Source organism: Paenibacillus sp. ACRRX, from assembly GCF_022346885.1.
Classification (GTDB): domain Bacteria; phylum Bacillota; class Bacilli; order Paenibacillales; family Paenibacillaceae; genus Paenibacillus_B.
Genome location: NZ_JAKRNK010000007.1, coordinates 13,282 through 32,038 on the forward strand (window position 1 = coordinate 13,282; position 18,757 = coordinate 32,038).

The following is an 18,757-nucleotide window of genomic DNA, read 5'->3' on the forward strand; positions in this document are numbered from 1 at the left end:
TCCGGTCTAGACGGTCCTAGGGCAGTGCTCCAAGCGCTTTCTCTCGGACCGTTTCTATGTCTCTAGGTTTTGTTTTAGGAAATGCCTCATAACACAATGTCAGCAAGCACGCCCTGCGAATAGATCGCAAGGCACCTACCTTATCACTCATTCTTGGGAGGAAACGATTCCATGTTCAAAGCAAAAGTTTATGTCACGACGAAGGCAAATGTACTCGATCCGCAAGGAGCTGCTGTTCAACAGGCACTGCACACGATGGGATACGGAGCAGTGGAAGAAGTGCGTATCGGTAAATATATGGAACTGACGTTGAACACGAATGATCGCGCGGAAGCAGAGGCGGAGCTCGAGAAGATGTGCAAACAACTGCTCGCCAACACGGTCGTTGAAGACTATCGTTATGAGTTGGAGGACTAAGCCCATGAAGGTAGCGGTACTCGTATTTCCGGGTTCCAATTGTGATTGGGACTGTGTACATGCGGCAGAAGAGACATTAGAAGGTGCAACCGTAGAGCGTGTCTGGCATACGACAGAAGACTTGACGGGGTATGACTTGATCATGGTTCCAGGCGGTTTCTCTTATGGGGATTATTTGAGAAGTGGGGCGATTGCTCGCTTCGCGCCTGTTATGAGCGCGGTCGCTAAGGCGGCGGAAGATGGCGTGTTCGTACTGGGTATATGCAATGGCTTCCAGATTCTTACCGAGGCGGGCTTGCTGCCAGGGGCGCTGCGCCGCAATACGGGCTTAAAGTTCAGATGCCACTATTCGAACTTGCATGTGACGAACAACAGCACAGCATTTACGAGCAACTATGAAGCGAATGAAGTGATCCATATTCCAATCGCGCATGGTGAAGGCAATTATTACTGTGACGATGAGACGCTGGCGCAATTGAAACGCAATAATCAGATCGTGTTTACGTATGAAACGAACCCTAACGGTTCGATTGAAGATATAGCAGGTATTGTGAATACACGCGGCAACGTGCTTGGCATGATGCCGCATCCAGAGCGTGCGGTTAGCGATCTGCTCGGCTCGAAAGACGGCGTGCGTATGTTTGCATCAATTATGAAAGCCTGGAGGGAACGTCATGCAACCAACGTTAACTAAGAGCGAGACGACATCATCACTGGAGCAAGGTAAAGCCAACATGCTGAAGGAACCAACACCGCAGCAAATAGCTGATGGTCGTATCTATGCAACCATGGGCGTGACTGATGCAGAGTATGCGCATATTTGTGAATTGTTGGGCCGCAAGCCGAATTATACAGAAATCGGTGTGTTCAGTGTCATGTGGTCTGAGCACTGTGCCTATAAGAATTCCAAGCCTCTTTTAAAACGTTTTCCGGTAACAGGTGATCGTGTATTGGTTGGACCAGGCGAAGGCGCGGGTATTGTGGACATCGGTGATGGTCAAGCAGTCTGCTTTAAGATCGAGAGCCATAACCATCCATCCGCAATTGAGCCCTTTCAGGGTGCAGCAACGGGCGTAGGCGGCATTATTCGCGATATTTTCTCCATGGGCGCACGTCCGGTAGCACTATTAAACTCACTTCGCTTTGGTCAATTGACTGATGAGCGCGTGCGATATTTGTTCGAGCATGTTGTATCAGGGATTGCTGGTTATGGCAACTGCATCGGGATCCCGACGGTTGGCGGCGAAGTCATGTTTGATTCAAGCTATGAGGGAAATCCACTAGTTAACGCCATGTGCGTTGGACTGATTGACCATAAAGATATTCAGCGCGGGGTAGCAAGCGGTATTGGCAATCCTGTCTATTATGTAGGGCCACCAACTGGCCGCGACGGTATTCATGGAGCGACGTTTGCATCCGAGGAACTTACGGAAGAGTCGGAAGCTAAGCGTCCAGCGGTTCAAGTCGGTGATCCGTTTATGGAGAAGCTGGTCATGGAGTCATGCCTAGAGCTTATCCAGTCCGGGATTGTGATTGGTATTCAGGATATGGGAGCGGCGGGCTTAACCTGCTCCAGTGCGGAGATGGCAAGCAAGGCCGGCAACGGACTTGAACTGCATCTGGATGAAGTGCCGCAGCGCGAGCGCGGCATGACACCGTACGAGATGATGTTGTCTGAATCACAGGAGCGGATGCTGTTCGTCATTGAAGAGCATAATGAAGCGATTGCAATGGAGATTTTTGATCGGTGGGGCGTCATTTGCCGCAAGGTAGGGCGTGTGACAGACGACGGAAGGCTCCGCCTGACGTATGGTGGTGAAGAAGTAGCCGACATGCCGGTACGCGGTCTGGTCGATGAATGCCCAGTGTATGAGAAACCGTCCCAAGTGCCTGCGTATTATACCGCTAACGAGGGGATAGATACGAGTTCTTACCCGGAAGTTGCCGATGTAAACGAAGCATTGCTGAAGGTGCTCGGCTCACCAACGGTTGCGAGCAAAGAATGGGTATACCGTCAGTATGACAGCATGGTACGTGCAAGTACGGCGGTAGCACCAGGCTCTGACGCCGCAGTCGTTATGGTACGTGGCACACGCAAAGCACTTGCTATGACGACGGATTGCAACGGGCGTTATGCTTATCTGGACCCGTTCATGGGCGGTCGTATTGCCGTTGCGGAGGCAGCACGCAATATTGTGTGTTCAGGTGCTGAACCACTTGCGATTACAGACAACTTGAACTTCGGCAATCCGGAAAAGCCGGAGAACTTCTGGCAGATGGAGCAGGCCGTAGATGGTATGGCAGAAGCGTGCCGTCATTTATCAACTCCGGTTATCGGAGGCAACGTCAGTTTATATAATGAAAATGCAAAGGGAGCTATCTACCCGACGCCTGTTGTCGGCATGGTTGGTCTCGTTCACGATGTGGACCATATTACGCAGCAAGGCTTCAAGCAGGAAGGCGACATCGTCTTGCTGCTGGGTACGACCCAAGCAGAGCTTGGCGGCAGCGAGTTCCAAACGGTTATTCATGGGGTGACGGAGGGCCGTCCTCCAGTTGTGAATTTAGATTCAGAATTAAAGCTGCAGCACGCAGTGCTTCGTGTCATACAAGCGGGCCAAGTGCAATCGGCTCATGACCTTGCCGAAGGCGGCATAGCGGTAGCATTGACGGAGTCTGCTATTAGCGGCAGCATTGGTGTAACGGCGGATTGGCAGATCGAAGGATTGCGTAAAGATGTGGCCTTGTTTAGTGAATCTCAATCCCGCATACTGCTGTCGGTTCATCCGCAGCATGTGGAAGCGGTCCTTGAGAGTTGTGCCCAATATGATGTGCCTGTTCAGCGCTTAGGCGTCGTTGGCGGAGACCGAATTCAACTGCGGGTGAACGGTGAGGCTGCCATCGATGTGGCACGGATCGAAGCGGAACGGGTGTGGAAGGATGCGATTCCATGTCTGATGCAATAAAGCAGCATAAGCATATGAAGGAACGTGAAGAGGCGGCTCAAGTTTACGACTTTACGCGTATGGACGAGAATGGAACCTACTTTAACGAGGGTATTGGCAAGGACGGTCCTTTTGATCGTCTGCGCGAGGAGTGTGGGGTATTCGGCGTATTTGGTTACGCCGATGCCGCTTCTCTTACTTATTATGGCCTCCATACGTTACAGCACCGTGGCGAGGAGAGTTCAGGAATCTGTACCTCAGACGCCAGTGAGTTCAGCTATCACCGCGGCATGGGACTGGTAAAGGAAGTATTCGACAAAGACCGTCTCGCGAGCCTGAAGGGTGATCGTGCTATCGGTCATGTACGATATTCCACATCCGGTGACAGTCGCTTGACGAATGCGCAGCCGCTCGTCTTTAAGACGCGTGATGGTGATTTGTCCGTCGCTACGAACGGAAACATCGTAAATGCGCCTGTCATTCGCCGCGAGCTGGAGAAAAAGGGCTCGATCTTCCAGACGACGAGTGATACGGAAGTCATCGCGCATCTGATTGCTCGTTCTGAGGCTGACCTAGTTACCGCTGCTAAAGATGCGCTGCGTCAACTCGAAGGTGGCTTCGCGTTCCTAATTATGACGAATGATCGGCTGCTAGTTGCATCAGATCCACAGGGCTTGCGTCCGCTTGCAATGGGCCGAATCGGAGATGCATATGTCTTCTCATCTGAATCGTGCGCACTTGATGCGGTTGGTGCGGAATTTATTCGTGCAGTCGAGCCGGGAGAATTGCTCGTATTCGACGCGATGGGCTACCGTTCAGAGCGCTTCGCTCCTGTGGAACGTCGTGCCCTTTGCGCGATGGAGTTCATTTACTTTGCACGTCCCGACAGCCAAATGCATGACGTGAATCTTCATACTGCACGCAAGCGTATGGGGATGGAGCTTTCCAAAGAAACATTCGTAGAAGCGGACATTGTATCCGGCGTGCCTGATTCCAGCATTTCCGCAGCGATCGGCTATGCGGAGCAGTCCGGCATCCCTTATGAGATGGGGATGATTAAGAGCAAATACTCGGGTCGGACCTTTATTCAGCCGAGCCAGGAGCTGCGTGAGCAAGGTGTTAAGATGAAGCTCAGCGCAGTTCGCAGCGTAGTGGAAGGAAAGCGTGTCGTCCTGATTGACGACTCGATCGTACGCGGCACGACGTCACGCCGCATCGTAAAGATGCTGCGTGATGCTGGGGCACTGGAGGTTCATCTTCGTATTGCTTCGCCGCCATTCAAGCATCCTTGCTTCTATGGAATTGATACGCCAGACAGCAGCGATCTAATCGCTTCGAATCATTCAGTAGAAGAGATATGCAGCATCATAGGCGCTGATTCACTTGCATTTTTGTCGCACGAGGGCACGGTGAACGCTATAGGCGGCGCATTTACTAAAGAGAAGAACGGCGGGCTGTGCATGGCTTGCTTTGACCATGATTATCCGACGGAGCTGGCCACTACAGCAAAAGCTTCGAGCTGCAGCTGCTAGGAATAGGAAGCTAGGATTTGGAATACAGAGTTCTACTATAGGAAGTACACAATGGATATCACTATTATTTATGCACAAGGGAGAGGAACCCATGTCTGAAGCTTACAAACAAGCGGGTGTCGATATCGCTGCTGGCAATGAAGCTGTTGAACGTATGAAAAAGCACGTACGACGCACTTTTCGTCCTGAGGTTATGACCGATCTGGGAGGATTCGGTGCCCTGTTCCAAATGAATCACAAGAAATACGAGGAGCCTGTACTCGTATCGGGAACAGATGGTGTCGGCACGAAGCTGATGCTTGCCTTTGCGATGGATAAGCACGATACAATTGGTATTGATGCGGTGGCGATGTGCGTAAATGATATCGTTGTCCAAGGGGCTGAGCCCTTGTTCTTCCTCGATTACCTGGCGTGTGGAAAAGTAAATCCAGAGCGTATTGAGAACATTGTCAGCGGCATCGCAGAAGGCTGTACACAAGCAGGATGTTCGCTTATTGGCGGCGAGACAGCAGAGATGCCGGGCATGTATCAAACAGAAGAGTACGATATTGCGGGCTTCAGCGTTGGGGTAGTTGATAAGAGCAAGCTCATTAGCGGGGCGGATATTCAAGCGGGTGATGTAGTGCTCGGCTTGCCGTCAAGCGGTGTGCACAGCAATGGCTTCTCGCTTGTACGCAAGCTGCTGTTGGATAAAGCAGGCTACAGCCTGCAGACATCAGTACCGGAGTTGGGGACGGACCTGACGCTTGGTGAAGTTTTATTGACGCCTACCCGCATTTATGTCAAGCCGATGCTCAGCTTGATGGAGCAAGTACGAGTAAAGGGTGCTGCACATATTACGGGCGGTGGCTTCCTGGAGAATATTCCTCGTGTTCTGCCGGAAGGTACAGCGGTTCAAATTGATTACGGCTCCTGGCCGATACTGCCTATTTTTAGTCACATGGAGCAAATTGGCGGATTAACAGCGGAAGAGCTGTTTACAACATTTAATATGGGAATCGGCATGGTCATTGTTGTTGCTAAAGCAGATGCAGAGGCCGCAATAGCTTCCCTTAACGCTAGTGGTGAGACGGTATATCGGATTGGTACTGTGCAGGAAGGCGAGCGGCGCGTGCTTATTCCGGGAGCGGGGCTATGATGCAGCGCTCCTTAAGCGCCTCGACGAGCGCTGAACAGGAAGCTCCTTCAACTGAAGGAGCTTCAACTTCGGATAAGCGGCTTCCCCGGATTGCGATCTTTGCCTCAGGTTCCGGTTCGAACTTTCAAGCGATCGTGGATGCGGCTCAAGCCGATCCGCAACACTTCGGAGCGGTAGTTGCTTTACTTGTCTGTGATAAGCCGGGAGCTTATGTCTTGGAACGGGCTAAGGCGGCAGGTATTCAGTCAGCTGTCTATACGCCAAAGCAATATGAAAATCGAGAATTATACGAACAGGACTTACTTCAGCGGCTTCAAGCGGAAGGGATCGAATGGATCGTGCTGGCAGGTTATATGCGAATCATTACGCATGTACTGCTGGAAGCCTATCCGGGAAAAATGATGAACATCCATCCGTCGCTGCTGCCTTCGTTCCCGGGACTTCATGCTGTTAAGCAAGCACTTGACTATGGGGTGCGTGTAACAGGGGTTACGGTACATTTGGTAGACGCAGGAATGGATACAGGGCCAATTTTAGCGCAGCATGTTGTACAGGTAGAAGCAGGAGACACGGAAGAATCATTGTCTGATCGTATCCATGCGATTGAGCATGGGCTGTATCCGGCGGTTATCTGCGATGTGCTGGCAGGAAGATTAGCGCCAATTCGAGTCTAGTAGCAGAAAGAGCAGTATAAGCAGCATGACAAATAAATGATAAAACCTATAGATCTTGAATAATAGAGTACAGAACAACGATGTGCAGCATAGCTGATCCTAATTACACTCAAGGGAGAGAACATGATGTCGATGAAGAGAGCATTAATCAGCGTATCGGACAAGACTGGAATTGTAGAGTTAGCAGAGGCATTGGCAAAAGCAGGCGTTGAACTGATTTCAACAGGGGGAACAAAGACGCTGCTGGAGCAAGCCGGCGTGCCTGTAATCGGGATTTCAGACGTGACTGGCTTCCCCGAAATTATGGACGGCCGTGTCAAGACGCTGCACCCTGCGGTTCATAGCGGATTGCTGGCGGTACGTGACAATGCGGAACATCAAGCGCAAATGCAAGAACTGGGCTTGTCTTACATTGACCTCGTCGTTGTTAATTTGTATCCGTTTAAGCAAACGATTATTAAACCAGACGTTACGTATGAGGATGCGATTGAAAATATCGATATCGGCGGGCCTACGATGCTGCGTTCGGCTGCGAAGAATCATGCTTTTGTGACAGTAGTAGTTGATGCTGCTGACTATGGTCGTATCATTGAGGAAGTACAGGCAACAGGAGATACAACACTGGAGACACGCAGACAGCTGGCTGCAAAGGTATTCCGTCATACAGCAGCTTATGATGCAGTCATTGCTGGTTATCTCAATGAACAGGTAGGCGAGACATTCCCTGAACAATTAACGGTCACTTATGAAAAGGTTCAATCGCTGCGATATGGTGAGAACCCGCATCAGCAGGCAGCATTCTACCGTGCACCGCTTGCTTCTCGAGGCAGCTTGCCAACGGCTGAACAACTCCACGGCAAAGAGTTATCCTATAATAATATTAACGATGCTAATGCGGCGCTGGCGATTGTGAGCGAGTTTGAAGGACCGGCGGTTGCGGCGGTAAAGCATATGAATCCATGCGGTGTTGGGATCGGGGAAAGCATATATGAAGCCTACCGCAAAGCGTATGCGTCTGATCCGACGTCGATCTTCGGCGGCATCGTAGCTGCAAATCGACCTATTGATGCGGACACGGCACGGTTATTAAGCGAGATCTTCCTGGAGATCGTGATAGCTCCTGAATTTACGACAGAGGCACTTGAGATTCTGTCACAAAAGAAAAACATTCGTTTACTGCGTACAGGTATCGAACCTTCTTCTTCGAAAAAGAATGCCGCTTGGCAGCTAACTTCAATTGATGGCGGATTGCTTATTCAGGAGACGGATTTGCATCGTCTAGAGGCTGATCAGCTGCAAACGGTGACAAAGCGTGAGCCTTCGGCAGAAGAGTTGGAGCAGCTGCGTCTGGGTTGGAACGTTGTGAAACATGTGAAATCCAACGCGATTGTACTCGTAAAGGACGGCATGACGGTAGGTGTTGGGGCAGGCCAAATGAATCGTGTTGGAGCTGCACGGATCGCGATTGAACAAGCAGGGGAGCATGCACGTGGAGCCGTGCTGGCGTCGGATGCTTTCTTCCCGATGGGAGATACGTTGAAGATTGCGGCAGAAGCGGGGATCGTTGCAGTTATTCAGCCTGGCGGTTCCATCCGAGACGAAGAGTCCGTGCAAGTGGCAAACGAACACGATATGGCGATGGTGCTCACAGGCATTCGTCATTTTAAACATTAATATACGTTAGTTACGCTCGCTGCTCGATTACAATGGCAAGGGATAATTAACTTCAAGGTGGAGGCGACAAAAATGAAAGTAATGGTCATTGGCGGCGGAGGCCGTGAACATGCTCTAGTATGGTCACTTCGCCAAAGCAGCAAAGTGTCGGAGGTTGTGTGCGCTCCGGGAAATGCGGGTATCGCCGAACTAGCGACGTGCGTGCCGCTTGCGGTGAATGAATTTGAAGCTATTGCAAACTATGCGAAAGAGCATGAAATAGATCTCATCGTGGTAGGGCCGGATGATCCGCTTGCGGATGGGATTGTAGATGTGCTGCAAAGTTACGGATTAAAAGTATTTGGTCCAAACAAGGCTGCAGCGGAGATTGAAGGCAGTAAAGTATTTATGAAGCATCTCTTGCGAAAATACAATATCCCAACAGCGGCCTATGAGACTTTTGATGATGTTGAGCTTGCTCTTCGTTATGTACGCAGCCAGCCGCTGCCAACGGTTATTAAAGCCGATGGGCTTGCAGCAGGCAAAGGCGTCATCATCGCTCATACGTTGGCGGAAGCAGAAGCTGCGCTGCAAGAGACGATGGTGGACAAGAAATTTGGCAAGTCCGGCAACCGAATCGTCATTGAAGAGTTTATGCGAGGACAAGAGATATCGATTCTGGCATTTGTTGATGGAGAGACAGTACGTGCTTGTGTGCCAGCACAGGATCATAAGCCGATCTTCGATGGGGATCAAGGTCCGAACACTGGCGGCATGGGAACCTATAGCCCAGTTCCGCATATCGATGCGTCTGTCGTAGAAGAGGCGCTGAAGACAATTATCGAGCCTACAGCCAAGGCGATGGTGGAAGAAGGCAGGACATTTAAAGGTTTGTTGTTTGCAGGCCTTATGATTACGCCGGAAGGACAGCCGAAGGTCGTGGAGTTTAATGCACGTTTTGGCGATCCAGAGACGCAGGTTGTATTGCCTCGTTTGAAGACAGACATTGTTGAGGTGTTTGAAGCGGTAGTGAATGGAACGCTGCATGAGATTCAACTGGAGTGGAGCGATGATGCTGCCGTATGTGTAATCGTTGCGTCTGGAGGCTACCCAGGCACTTACCGTAAAGGTGATGTAATTACGGGACTAGCGAATGCGGAACAGAAGGCTTTAGTGTTCCATGCAGGCACGGCGAGTAACGAAGCGGGCGACATTGTCACAAGTGGAGGCCGTGTGCTAGGTATTGTAGGGCGCGGCAGTGATGTGAAAGCTGCACAAGCTGCCGCTTATGAAGCGGTGAAGCTGATCTCGTTTGACGGCATGTATTACCGGACGGATATTGCCGGCAAAGCCTTAACTGGCGCGTTGGTTTAAATAGTTAAGAACGATATTAAAGACTTGCTTCATCTCTTAAGGGAGAAGAGGCAAGTCTTTTTTTTATGGATGTCAGCTTAGCTTGCCCCATTTAGAACAATTATTTATCAAACTTCTTTAACCTAAGGAATAACCAGACGACAACTCTCTCATACTATGTTGAAACTACATCAGGACGGCATAACCGCAGCAGGAAAGACACCTGATGAACAGAGGGTGAGACAAATGATGCTGTGGCGCCGTGCAGGATTGGAGGGCCTGTTAATGTACGAACAACAATCATCTTATCCGTCGGATGAGTTGACTAAGCAATACTTGAATCAGGAACATGCACGAGGGGTGGATGAAGTGAATGCATGGGAGAGTATAAATGGTACTGACCAAAACAGCCCGGCAGCAGAAATTGATGCGGTGTCTGACTCGCTTCAAGACTCCGATGACAACGAGTGTGTAGGCGACGCTTGTCCAGTTGAACGTGGCGCCAAGGCGACGAATCAGATGATCAATGAATCCTATGGATTTCATGCGGACGATTTGGATTATGAGTTGAAATAACAACGCCACCTCGTTACAATGACCAGCAACAGAGCAACAGGAATACCATGGATATATTACAGGCAAAGGCCGCGGCATCTGATGCTGTGGCCCTTTTCCTGTCGGTGGGGAAAGCAGAGACTCAATAATAGATTAGGTTATTTTACGATCTGCGAATGAACGAACTTAACAGAAGAACACAGAGAAGCACAGAGGAGCATAGAAGAAAATAAAAGAGCAATTTACATGTACAGCATGAAATAGGTTGAACATCATTAAAGCCAACATTCTTAGTAGAAAATACATGGCGCAGCTTTGGATGGAATGAACAATTTGATTAAGGAGAATGGGCTAAAGAATGGTTGACATTACAGGAATACGATGATAAAATCCAAATTAATATAAATACAAGTAAGTTAATCGGAATTATAAGATATAACATATAAGGAAATACTGAACGGAAGTGGGGGAATAATGATGGAACGATTTGTAGAAATAAAGTGGCAGCAGGAACGTATCGCAGCTTCGATACATTATCCTGTAGAGCGTACACCTTTTGAATCCCGATCTGAGGAGAAATCATGCAAAAGGGTACCACTGACAGTTATATGCCATGGCTTTGTGGGAAGCCGAATCGGAGTTGACCGTTTATTCGTAAACGCCGCGAGGCGTCTGACAGCAGAAGGTCATATTGTGCTGCGATTTGACTATGCGGGCTGTGGCGAGAGCTCTGGCGAGTACGGGCAACTTGGCATCGACGCTATGATCGAGCAGACTCAGGCCGTTCTAGATTATGCCCTCTCTTGTGGAGATGTAGATCCTCAACGGGTAACGCTGATCGGACACAGCTTGGGTGGAGCAGTTGCATTGTTAACGGCAGTAAGAGATCAACGCATTAAACGGCTGGTGTTGTGGTCGCCAGTGGCTTATCCATTTAACGACATCATCAACATTGTTGGACGCAATCGTTATGACGAATCTGTAAAAAGCGGTAAGACCGAGTACTTGGGTTATCATTTTACACCTGATTACTTCGATTCCCTCGGCAAACACCAACCTTTCCAGGAGGCCGTAAAGTTCCAAGGCGATGTATTACTGATCCACGGTACGTCAGACGATGTCATTCCAGCAGATTATTCGTTCTTGTACCAGAAGTTGTTCTGGATGCGCAGTGATGGACAATGTGACAAAGAGATCGTGTTCCAAGCGGATCACACATACTCTCATGGCAGCCACCGTGAAGCGGTATATGATCGCACAATTGAATGGCTTCAACATTGGGAGCGCCGCCAGCAGCAATGGGCACATTGGAGCATTTAACTAGATCCAGGCAGACACATAAGAGGGTAATATTTCTATACAGTTCATACGAAGCGAAGCACATGCGGACCTGAAAAGGGCAGCAATGGCTTCGTTTTTTGTTATTTTCTCAAAGTACTTTCGACGGGCAAGTTATTTACAGATCAGAAGAAGTATATCTTATCAATAGAGGAATCCAGATGATTGGACATTTGATAAATAATAATGGATAATAATGTTAAAATAAGTGAATCGAGCAGGAGGTAATCCCATCGATGCGTGAATCGTCCTTCTTTCGTGGTCAATGTTGTCTACTTGTGTTATTGCTGTCCCTTAGCCTCATAACCGCCTGCACGCAAGCTACTACTGTCAATTATCAAGAAAAGTCAGACAAGCCCACTCAAGAGGAAATGATCATACCCGAGCAGGAAACCAGTGACCCGTTACAAGTGCTGGCTCCGTTTACAGGATTAGCGGCTCAAGAACAAGCGATTCAACAACGCCCGATTGCCGTGATGGTGAATAATTACAAGGCTGCGCGCCCACAGTCAGGCTTATCTTACGCGGATGTGCTAATCGAAGTGTTGGCTGAGGGTGGTATTTCACGTTTAGTTGCGATCTATCAGAGTCAGAATCAATATGCAGGCAGCATTGGCCCTGTCAGGAGTATTCGTCCTTATTTGATTGAACTTGGGGAGAGCTACAAAGCAGTGCTTGTTCATGCGGGGGGCAGCCCTGATGGTTATCGTATACTCCAACAGCAGCACAAGCCCTACTTGGACGAAATTTCAAATGCAGGTTCCTATTTTTGGCGGGACAAGAGCAGGAGAGCACCTCATAATTTATACACGAGCCTCGCTAGATTGGAGCAGGGGATTGCGAAGAAGAAGTACAAGCAGACAGAAGCTATTCCTGTGATGTCCTTTTCTGTAGAGGGAAAGACTGAACATGCTGCTCTAGCATACACAACCGAAGCGGCAGGCAAGATTATGATTGCTTTGTTAAAAAATTCAGAGCTGGTGGAGTATCAATATGACGCTAATCGTGGAAACTATATCCGATATGTGGCAGGCAAGCAGCATGTCGATAAAGAGAACCAAGAGGCATTGCGTGCAGTAAATGTCCTTGCGGTTGAAGCAAAGCATCAGGTATTGGACAAAGCAGGCAGACTGAGCGTTGATGTGGTCACTGGAGGCAAAGCGATCTGGTTTCGTAATGGACGGGCGGCATTTGGAAATTGGGTGCGTCAAGCGGGTGGACCTATCCAGTTTCAGGTGGATGGGAAAGTTATCCCTCTGCAGCCAGGCATAACCCATATTATGATTGTGCCAAGTTTAGAAGCGAAGGAATCACATGTAAAATGGAGCGAATAGGATAATATTGTTATAAAAAATCGAAATTTGTCGAAAAAATAAGAAAATGTCAGATATGTTTATGAGAATTGCCGCGAAATGTTACATTTTACGTTTACGATTTATTTACAAACGACGTCTTTTTTATGATAAGATATGTAAGGCTTGAAAAGTTTACAGCACACGCAATTAGGTTGCAAAGGAGATTTCAGAATGTTCAAGAAGAAGGACGTGTTTTTTGAAACGCTGCAAAACATGGCGGATACGCTCGTCACGGCGGCTGAAACGTTTGCAAAAGGTGTCGAAGATCTGAGTAATGTTTCCGAGTTCGTGAAGGAAATGAAAGATTTGGAACACAAATGTGACGGTTTCACGCACACCATCATTACAGAATTGAACAAGACCTTTATTACGCCGATTGAACGAGAAGACATCATGTCGCTTACGACGGCGTTGGACGATGTATTGGACGGTATGGAAGCAAGTGCCTCCCGTTTTGAAATGTACCAAATGTTTGAACGTGATGAAATTGTAGTCCAATTTGCGGATGTGCTGAAACGAAGCACGTACGAGATTCAGAAGGCGATTCGTCTGCTGTCGCAGAAGAAATTGCTTGCTATTCGTGAATACAGCATCAAGTTAAATGATCTGGAGAACGAAGGGGACGCGCTGCTCCGTTCTGGAGTGAAGGCGTTGTTTGCGAACATTAAAGATCCGATTGATCTCATTAAACGTAAGGAAATCTATGAACGTCTGGAGCAGACTACGGATAGCTGCGAAGATGTTGCTGATATGCTTGAAACGATCGTGATGCGTAATTCCTAAAGTTGTCATCGGCTGAAGACAGCTCAAGGATTGAAGGGGGTTAAGGGAATTGCGCAGACGTTCCTAGCAAGCTTCTGTGCAAGATATTCGTATGGATACGTCATTATTAGTTATCGGGATCGTTATTTTCCTGGCACTTGCGTTTGACTTTATTAATGGATTCCATGATACGGCAAATGCAATCGCTACATCAGTGTCGACAAGAGCTTTAAAGCCGCGAACAGCTATTATTATGGCTTCCGTGATGAACTTTGTTGGTGCACTTACATTTACGGGAGTTGCGAAGACGATCGGGGGCAGCGTAGCGGACCCTACGACGTTAACTAACGGCCTGGAAATTGTAGCGGCGACTTTGATTGCGGCGATTATTTGGAACCTCGCTACATGGTGGTTCGGCATTCCTTCTTCCTCTTCACATGCGCTAATTGGCGCATTGGCAGGTGGTGTATTTGCTGGAGCTGGGATGGAAGGACTTAATGTAGGCGGCTTCAAAAGCATCGTATTAGCGCTTATCTTTTCGCCTATTATTGCTTTTGTAGGCGGTTATATTTTGATGACTATCCTCAAATGGATATTTGCAAACAAGAGCCCGCACTCGGTCAACAAGGGCTTCCGTACTTGTCAGGTTATTACAGCTGCTTTCCAGTCGTTCTCCCACGGGACAAACGACGCGCAGAAAGCCATGGGTATCATTACTTTTGCGCTTGTTACAGCTGGGTTCCAGACAGAAATGGAAGTGCAGACATGGGTTAAGATCGCAGCGGCAACAGCGATGGCATTGGGTACATCTATTGGCGGTTGGAAAATCATTAAGACAATGGGCACGAAGATCTTTAAGATCGAGCCAATCAATGGATTTGCTGCTGACTTGACGTCGGCTACCGTTATTTTGTCGGCTACGTTAACTCATTTGCCTACAAGTACAACGCATGCCATTACGTCAGCTATCCTCGGTGTTGGATCAGCAAAGCGTTTCTCTGCTGTAAAATGGGGAGTCGCAGGACGTATCGTGATTGCTTGGTTTATTACGATTCCAATCTGTGCGGTATTGGCTGCTGTAATATTTAAGATTATCGATTTTATTTTCTATTAAGATACACTCATACTTGCCCGTTGTGCGAGTAATGAGAAAGAGCCGTTCCTCGGAGGATCGGCTCTTTTTGGTGTTTGGGGCTTGGAGTTTGGAGTTGAGATTAAGTGCTTAACGGGTTGGGCGTAAAGGACGCGAGGGTCGGTTCTTGGTTCTACCGGTTCGTCTTGGAGCTTGCTTGCGACGTCTAGGAGAGCGCCCGGTGCTGGGCGGACGTCTCCGTCTGCGGCGGCGTGACGGCTTATAGAAGTATTCGTCGTCTTCGTTGTCTTTGTTCTTGGACTTGCCGAAGACACCGACAAGCATTTTGGCCATTGGCGCAAACTGCTGCACACTTTGCATCACTTTTTGTACTTTGCCCATGGTGGAAACAATGCCTTCAACACCACCCATACGGTCAAAGATGCCTTTTAAGTCGCCGATGTTAAATCCGCTTTTGGATGTCGCGGCGGCAGCGGATGCGACGGGAGTTACAGGCGCTTGATACGGTACGACTGCATTGGAACCAGGGTTCTGAGGGGTTAACCCAGAGGTGGTAACCGCTTGTTCCTCACTGCTGCGGTAGGAAACTTTGTATCCGGTCCCCTTGACGGGGGAGGCAGGAGGATACGCCGTGGAGCTATGTGGATGCGGCAGCGGATACCCGGGGCGGGAGGAATGAATCTGGGCAGAGCTCCCGTTATGATGGTTCTGCTGCTGCGCATTCGGTATGTGTAAGCTCGGCACGGACATGAGCTCTTTAGGTGTGTTCATCGAATCACCCTTCATATATGCAAATTAGGGGTTGGCAAATGCCCCTGTTTGCTATACTGTATGTCGTAGGCGAACAACTCGTGTGGACTTTCGCCCGTGGGCGAACGCCTAATCGAATTGTAAGCGCTATCGGGTACGGCAGTTCGTTAACGCGAAACTACTGTACTGCTTGAAAAGGTTGGATAAAGGAAGTACAATGAGTGTACATGAGAACCTGTAGGAGTGGATCAGTTTGCAACTGAAAAAGTTAAACGATAAATCGATTGATCAATTATTTGAATCTATTTTAACGTTGGAATCATTGGAAGAAGCTTATATATTCTTTGATGATCTTTGTACGGTTAATGAGATACAGTCTTTATCTCAGCGTCTGGAAGTAGCACGGATGCTTGGCAAGGGCTGTACATATAACCAAATCGAAGCAGAGACGGGAGCAAGCACGGCGACAATCTCCCGTGTAAAGCGCTGCCTGAATTACGGCAACGATGGATACAAGATGGCGCTGGAGCGTCTTGGACGTTAGGATGAAGCAGGGGCTATTGATTATTAGCCATGGCTCAAGGGACGAAGCTTGGGTAACATTAGTGGATGAAGCGATTGATAAGGCAGTATGGCCGGAGGGCCTGCCGGTCGCTTCTTCTTTTTTGGAATGCGTTCCGAACAGGAGCATACAGGATGGGATTGATGAGCTGGAGTCACAAGGCGTCGAGCAGATTGGAGTCGTCCCTTTATTTGTGTCATCGGGAAGTACCCACGTGGATGAGATCGCGTGGGCACTTGGCGTGAAGGAAGAGCCCTTGTGCGATTCTGACTTGGAGCGGTTCAGGGTGCACGCAGATATTGTATATGGTGCGCCCCTTGACGAGGATGATTCCGTATATGCAATGGTAGCTGCGCGGCTGCGTGCATTGGATGTGGACGGGAAGCGTGACGCCGTGATGCTGATTGCACACGGCAGTCCACATGAGCCGTTTCAGACGCGCTGGCGGGATGGGCTAACACGGATGGCTCATGAATTGAAGGCGCGTAACTGGTGTGTAGTCGCTGGACATGCTTTGCTCTGCTGCGATGATGTTGGTGGTCGCGTTCAGGAGATGCAATCACTGCTGTCTGCGGGCAGAGAGCACACTGCTGGTGGTCGAGTGGCGGTTGTTCCCATTTTTTTAAGCCAAGGATACTTTACTACGAAAGTTATTCCTGAGCGGCTATCGGCTGTTATGCCTAAGTCTGCGCCTGTGCGACAGGACTTTTTGTCCTCCGCGTTAGAAATCGAATCTCAGAATGGGAACGCTGAAATGGAAGCAGATGAGTGTGCGCTGTTGTATGACGGGCAGACGCTGCTCCCTCATCCTGCACTGACGGCTTGGTTGGAGCAGGAGGCTAGGCGAGTACTATCAAGCTCATAAATTAGCCCATTTTATCCTGTTTGTAAGCAGTTAAATTGTAATAAGTGGATATCGATAGCTCGAGAGAAGTGAGCAAGGCGGATCCTTTTTAAATATGAGGGTTTGAAATTGCGGCCTGAACGGTTAAACTTAATAAGATGGACTAGCCATACATCGAGAGAGATTGACGAAATGCTTGATGGATGGCTTTTAGTACGGAACCGTCTCTGCTTTATTGACGATTCCGCAGGTTGTGGGATGGCGTACTTATGAATAGATTGTAAATGGGTGAAGGATACATGATAAAAAGAGCGAGGCTGATTTATAATCCGACCTCCGGACGTGAGGAAGGCAAGAAGAAGCTGGCAGATATTTTGCAAAGGCTGGATGCCGCTGGTATCGAGACGACGACGCATGCGACCGAGGGCGAAGGTGATGCCAGTCGGAGCGCGGCAGATGCGATTGATCGGGAATATGATCTTATTATCGCAGCTGGAGGCGATGGTACAATAAATGAAGTCATTAACGGTATGGCCATTAAGGAACATCGGCCGCCGCTTGGCATCATCCCATTGGGGACGACCAATGACTTTGCGCGTGCGCTTGGTATCCCGCGGAATTGGGAGGACGCATGTGACCTTATCATTCGTCAGGAGACCCGTGCTGTTGATGTTGGGCGTGCTAACGATACGCACTTCATTAATATTGCTGGCGGTGGCTCTTTAACGGAACTGACCTATGAGGTGCCGAGCAGGCTTAAGACGATGATCGGGCAGTTGGCTTATTATATGAAGGGGCTGGAGAAGATGATCTTTCAGCTTCGCCCGACCGAACTGAAGCTGAAGATTGACGGCCACGGTGAGTTTCATGACGAATTTATGCTGTTCTTGATTACCAATACGAACTCGGTTGGCGGCTTTGAGAAGCTGGCACCAGGAGCGTCGATAGACGACGGTTTGTTTGACGTTATTATGCTGAAGAAATGTAATATTGCAGAGCTGATTCGTCTCGCGAGTATGGCTCTGCGCGGTGAGCACGTGAATGATCCGCACGTCATTCATATTCAGTCGAAGCGTATTGAAGTGACGTCTTCTGACTATGTCCAGTTGAACCTGGACGGCGAGTACGGCGGCACGCTGCCGGCTGTGTTTGAGATGCTGCCGCGTCATTTGCATATTTATGCCGATCTATCAGGGGAGTCGACGTATCGCTAAGTTCATTTTCTCAGATATGACGTCGTGTATTTAACGATGTGATGAATTCGATGTGCTAGTGAGCTGTTAGAGTTGAGGACATGGCAAGCAGCTTTATCGTACAGGCGCGTGAGCGGGGGCTACGCGTCTTCTTTTATGCATCGGATGAGAGTGTTATGGGTAGTGCTGCTGTATTTCGATAGAGATAGCTGAATAAGGCGGTCGGTTTCGCTGTGGAATAGGGTCTTGTTATATAGGCAGGCCAACAGGACGAAACGGGCCGTTTTCTTGATGTTAAAGGGCGAGGATTACATTTTACCTGAATGAATCTGTGGATAGAAATGATGGATACAGCGTTAAAATGCAGTTATGCACAGCATAAATCCAGATTTGTCGTCTATTGATGTAAACGGACGGATACTACACTACGATTGCGCACAGGTTATAAACATCATACACAGGGCAATACATGACAGTGAGGATTACGGCTTTTGAATAGATAGGATTCAAGGGTGCATGGATAGGATACAAGAGTGAAAACACGATTGAAATCTAAACAGAACATAGGCACGTATGCAAGTAATTCAGATAAA

17 protein-coding genes are annotated in these 18,757 nt (G+C 48.8%); 16 read left to right on the plus strand and 1 reads right to left on the minus strand.

The features are described from left to right. The first annotated feature begins 171 nt into the window (after positions 1–171). The 13 genes from purS to MH117_RS19220 all read left to right on the plus strand — a co-directional run bounded on the left by purS (position 172) and on the right by MH117_RS19220 (position 14,836). Complete coding sequence (purS, locus tag MH117_RS19160) at positions 172–417, plus strand: phosphoribosylformylglycinamidine synthase subunit PurS (RefSeq protein WP_028544362.1); 246 nt, start codon at positions 172–174, stop codon at positions 415–417. 4 nt (positions 418–421) lie between these two features. Beyond that, entirely contained in the window at positions 422–1,111 is a 690-nt protein-coding gene (purQ, locus tag MH117_RS19165; RefSeq protein WP_239331406.1) for a phosphoribosylformylglycinamidine synthase subunit PurQ, read from the plus strand. Positions 1,112–1,151: 40 nt separating this feature from the next. Continuing rightward, the gene (gene purL, locus MH117_RS19170; RefSeq protein ID WP_239331894.1) at positions 1,152–3,383 is read left to right on the plus strand and encodes a phosphoribosylformylglycinamidine synthase subunit PurL; all 2,232 of its coding nucleotides are present in this window, start codon (positions 1,152–1,154) and stop codon (positions 3,381–3,383) included. 14 nt (positions 3,384–3,397) lie between these two features. Then, positions 3,398–4,894, plus strand: a complete 1,497-nt coding sequence (purF, locus tag MH117_RS19175; RefSeq protein WP_481857288.1) for an amidophosphoribosyltransferase — start codon at positions 3,398–3,400, stop codon at positions 4,892–4,894. Positions 4,895–4,985: 91 nt separating this feature from the next. Beyond that, entirely contained in the window at positions 4,986–6,032 is a 1,047-nt protein-coding gene (purM, locus tag MH117_RS19180) for a phosphoribosylformylglycinamidine cyclo-ligase (RefSeq protein ID WP_239331408.1), read from the plus strand. After that, positions 6,029–6,706: a phosphoribosylglycinamide formyltransferase gene (gene purN / locus MH117_RS19185; protein WP_239331410.1), complete on the plus strand. Its 678-nt coding sequence runs from the start codon at positions 6,029–6,031 to the stop codon at positions 6,704–6,706. Before purM ends, purN begins: the two co-directional genes overlap by 4 nt. 126 nt (positions 6,707–6,832) lie before the next feature. Continuing rightward, positions 6,833–8,380 carry a bifunctional phosphoribosylaminoimidazolecarboxamide formyltransferase/IMP cyclohydrolase gene (purH, locus tag MH117_RS19190; protein ID WP_239331412.1) on the plus strand — a complete coding sequence of 516 codons (1,548 nt, stop codon included), beginning with the start codon at positions 6,833–6,835 and terminating at the stop codon, positions 8,378–8,380. A 72-nt stretch (positions 8,381–8,452) separates the two neighbouring features. Then, positions 8,453–9,733, plus strand: coding sequence for a phosphoribosylamine--glycine ligase (gene purD, locus MH117_RS19195; protein ID WP_239331414.1), 1,281 nt, complete (start codon positions 8,453–8,455; stop codon positions 9,731–9,733). Positions 9,734–9,892: 159 nt separating this feature from the next. Continuing rightward, the gene (locus tag MH117_RS19200; RefSeq protein WP_239331416.1) at positions 9,893–10,288 is read left to right on the plus strand and encodes a hypothetical protein; all 396 of its coding nucleotides are present in this window, start codon (positions 9,893–9,895) and stop codon (positions 10,286–10,288) included. A 456-nt stretch (positions 10,289–10,744) separates the two neighbouring features. Continuing rightward, positions 10,745–11,587 (plus strand): alpha/beta hydrolase family protein, encoded by an 843-nt coding sequence (locus MH117_RS19205; protein ID WP_239331418.1) that lies wholly within the window; start codon positions 10,745–10,747, stop codon positions 11,585–11,587. Positions 11,588–11,841: 254 nt separating this feature from the next. Continuing rightward, a complete protein-coding gene (locus MH117_RS19210; protein WP_239331420.1) occupies positions 11,842–12,939 on the plus strand; it encodes a DUF3048 domain-containing protein in 1,098 nt (365 codons plus the stop codon). A 192-nt stretch (positions 12,940–13,131) separates the two neighbouring features. Next, a complete protein-coding gene (locus tag MH117_RS19215; RefSeq protein WP_239331422.1) occupies positions 13,132–13,743 on the plus strand; it encodes a DUF47 domain-containing protein in 612 nt (203 codons plus the stop codon). 91 nt (positions 13,744–13,834) lie between these two features. Beyond that, on the plus strand, positions 13,835–14,836 hold the full coding sequence (locus MH117_RS19220; protein WP_239331898.1) for an inorganic phosphate transporter: 1,002 nt from the start codon (positions 13,835–13,837) through the stop codon (positions 14,834–14,836). A 108-nt stretch (positions 14,837–14,944) separates the two neighbouring features. Here the strand turns inward: MH117_RS19220 and MH117_RS19225 are convergent, their stop codons facing one another. Further along, positions 14,945–15,559 (minus strand): hypothetical protein, encoded by a 615-nt coding sequence (locus MH117_RS19225; protein ID WP_239331424.1) that lies wholly within the window; start codon positions 15,557–15,559, stop codon positions 14,945–14,947. 259 nt (positions 15,560–15,818) lie between these two features. Between MH117_RS19225 and MH117_RS19230 the strand changes: the two genes are divergently transcribed. The 3 genes from MH117_RS19230 (at position 15,819) to MH117_RS19240 (ending at position 18,185) form a co-directional block, all read left to right on the plus strand. Further along, positions 15,819–16,109, plus strand: coding sequence for a YerC/YecD family TrpR-related protein (locus MH117_RS19230; RefSeq protein WP_028544376.1), 291 nt, complete (start codon positions 15,819–15,821; stop codon positions 16,107–16,109). A gap of 1 nt (position 16,110) precedes the next feature. Further along, on the plus strand, positions 16,111–16,992 hold the full coding sequence (locus MH117_RS19235; protein WP_239331426.1) for a sirohydrochlorin chelatase: 882 nt from the start codon (positions 16,111–16,113) through the stop codon (positions 16,990–16,992). Between the two features lie 281 nt (positions 16,993–17,273). Further along, positions 17,274–18,185, plus strand: coding sequence for a diacylglycerol kinase (locus MH117_RS19240; protein ID WP_239331900.1), 912 nt, complete (start codon positions 17,274–17,276; stop codon positions 18,183–18,185). Positions 18,186–18,757: the final 572 nt, after the last annotated feature.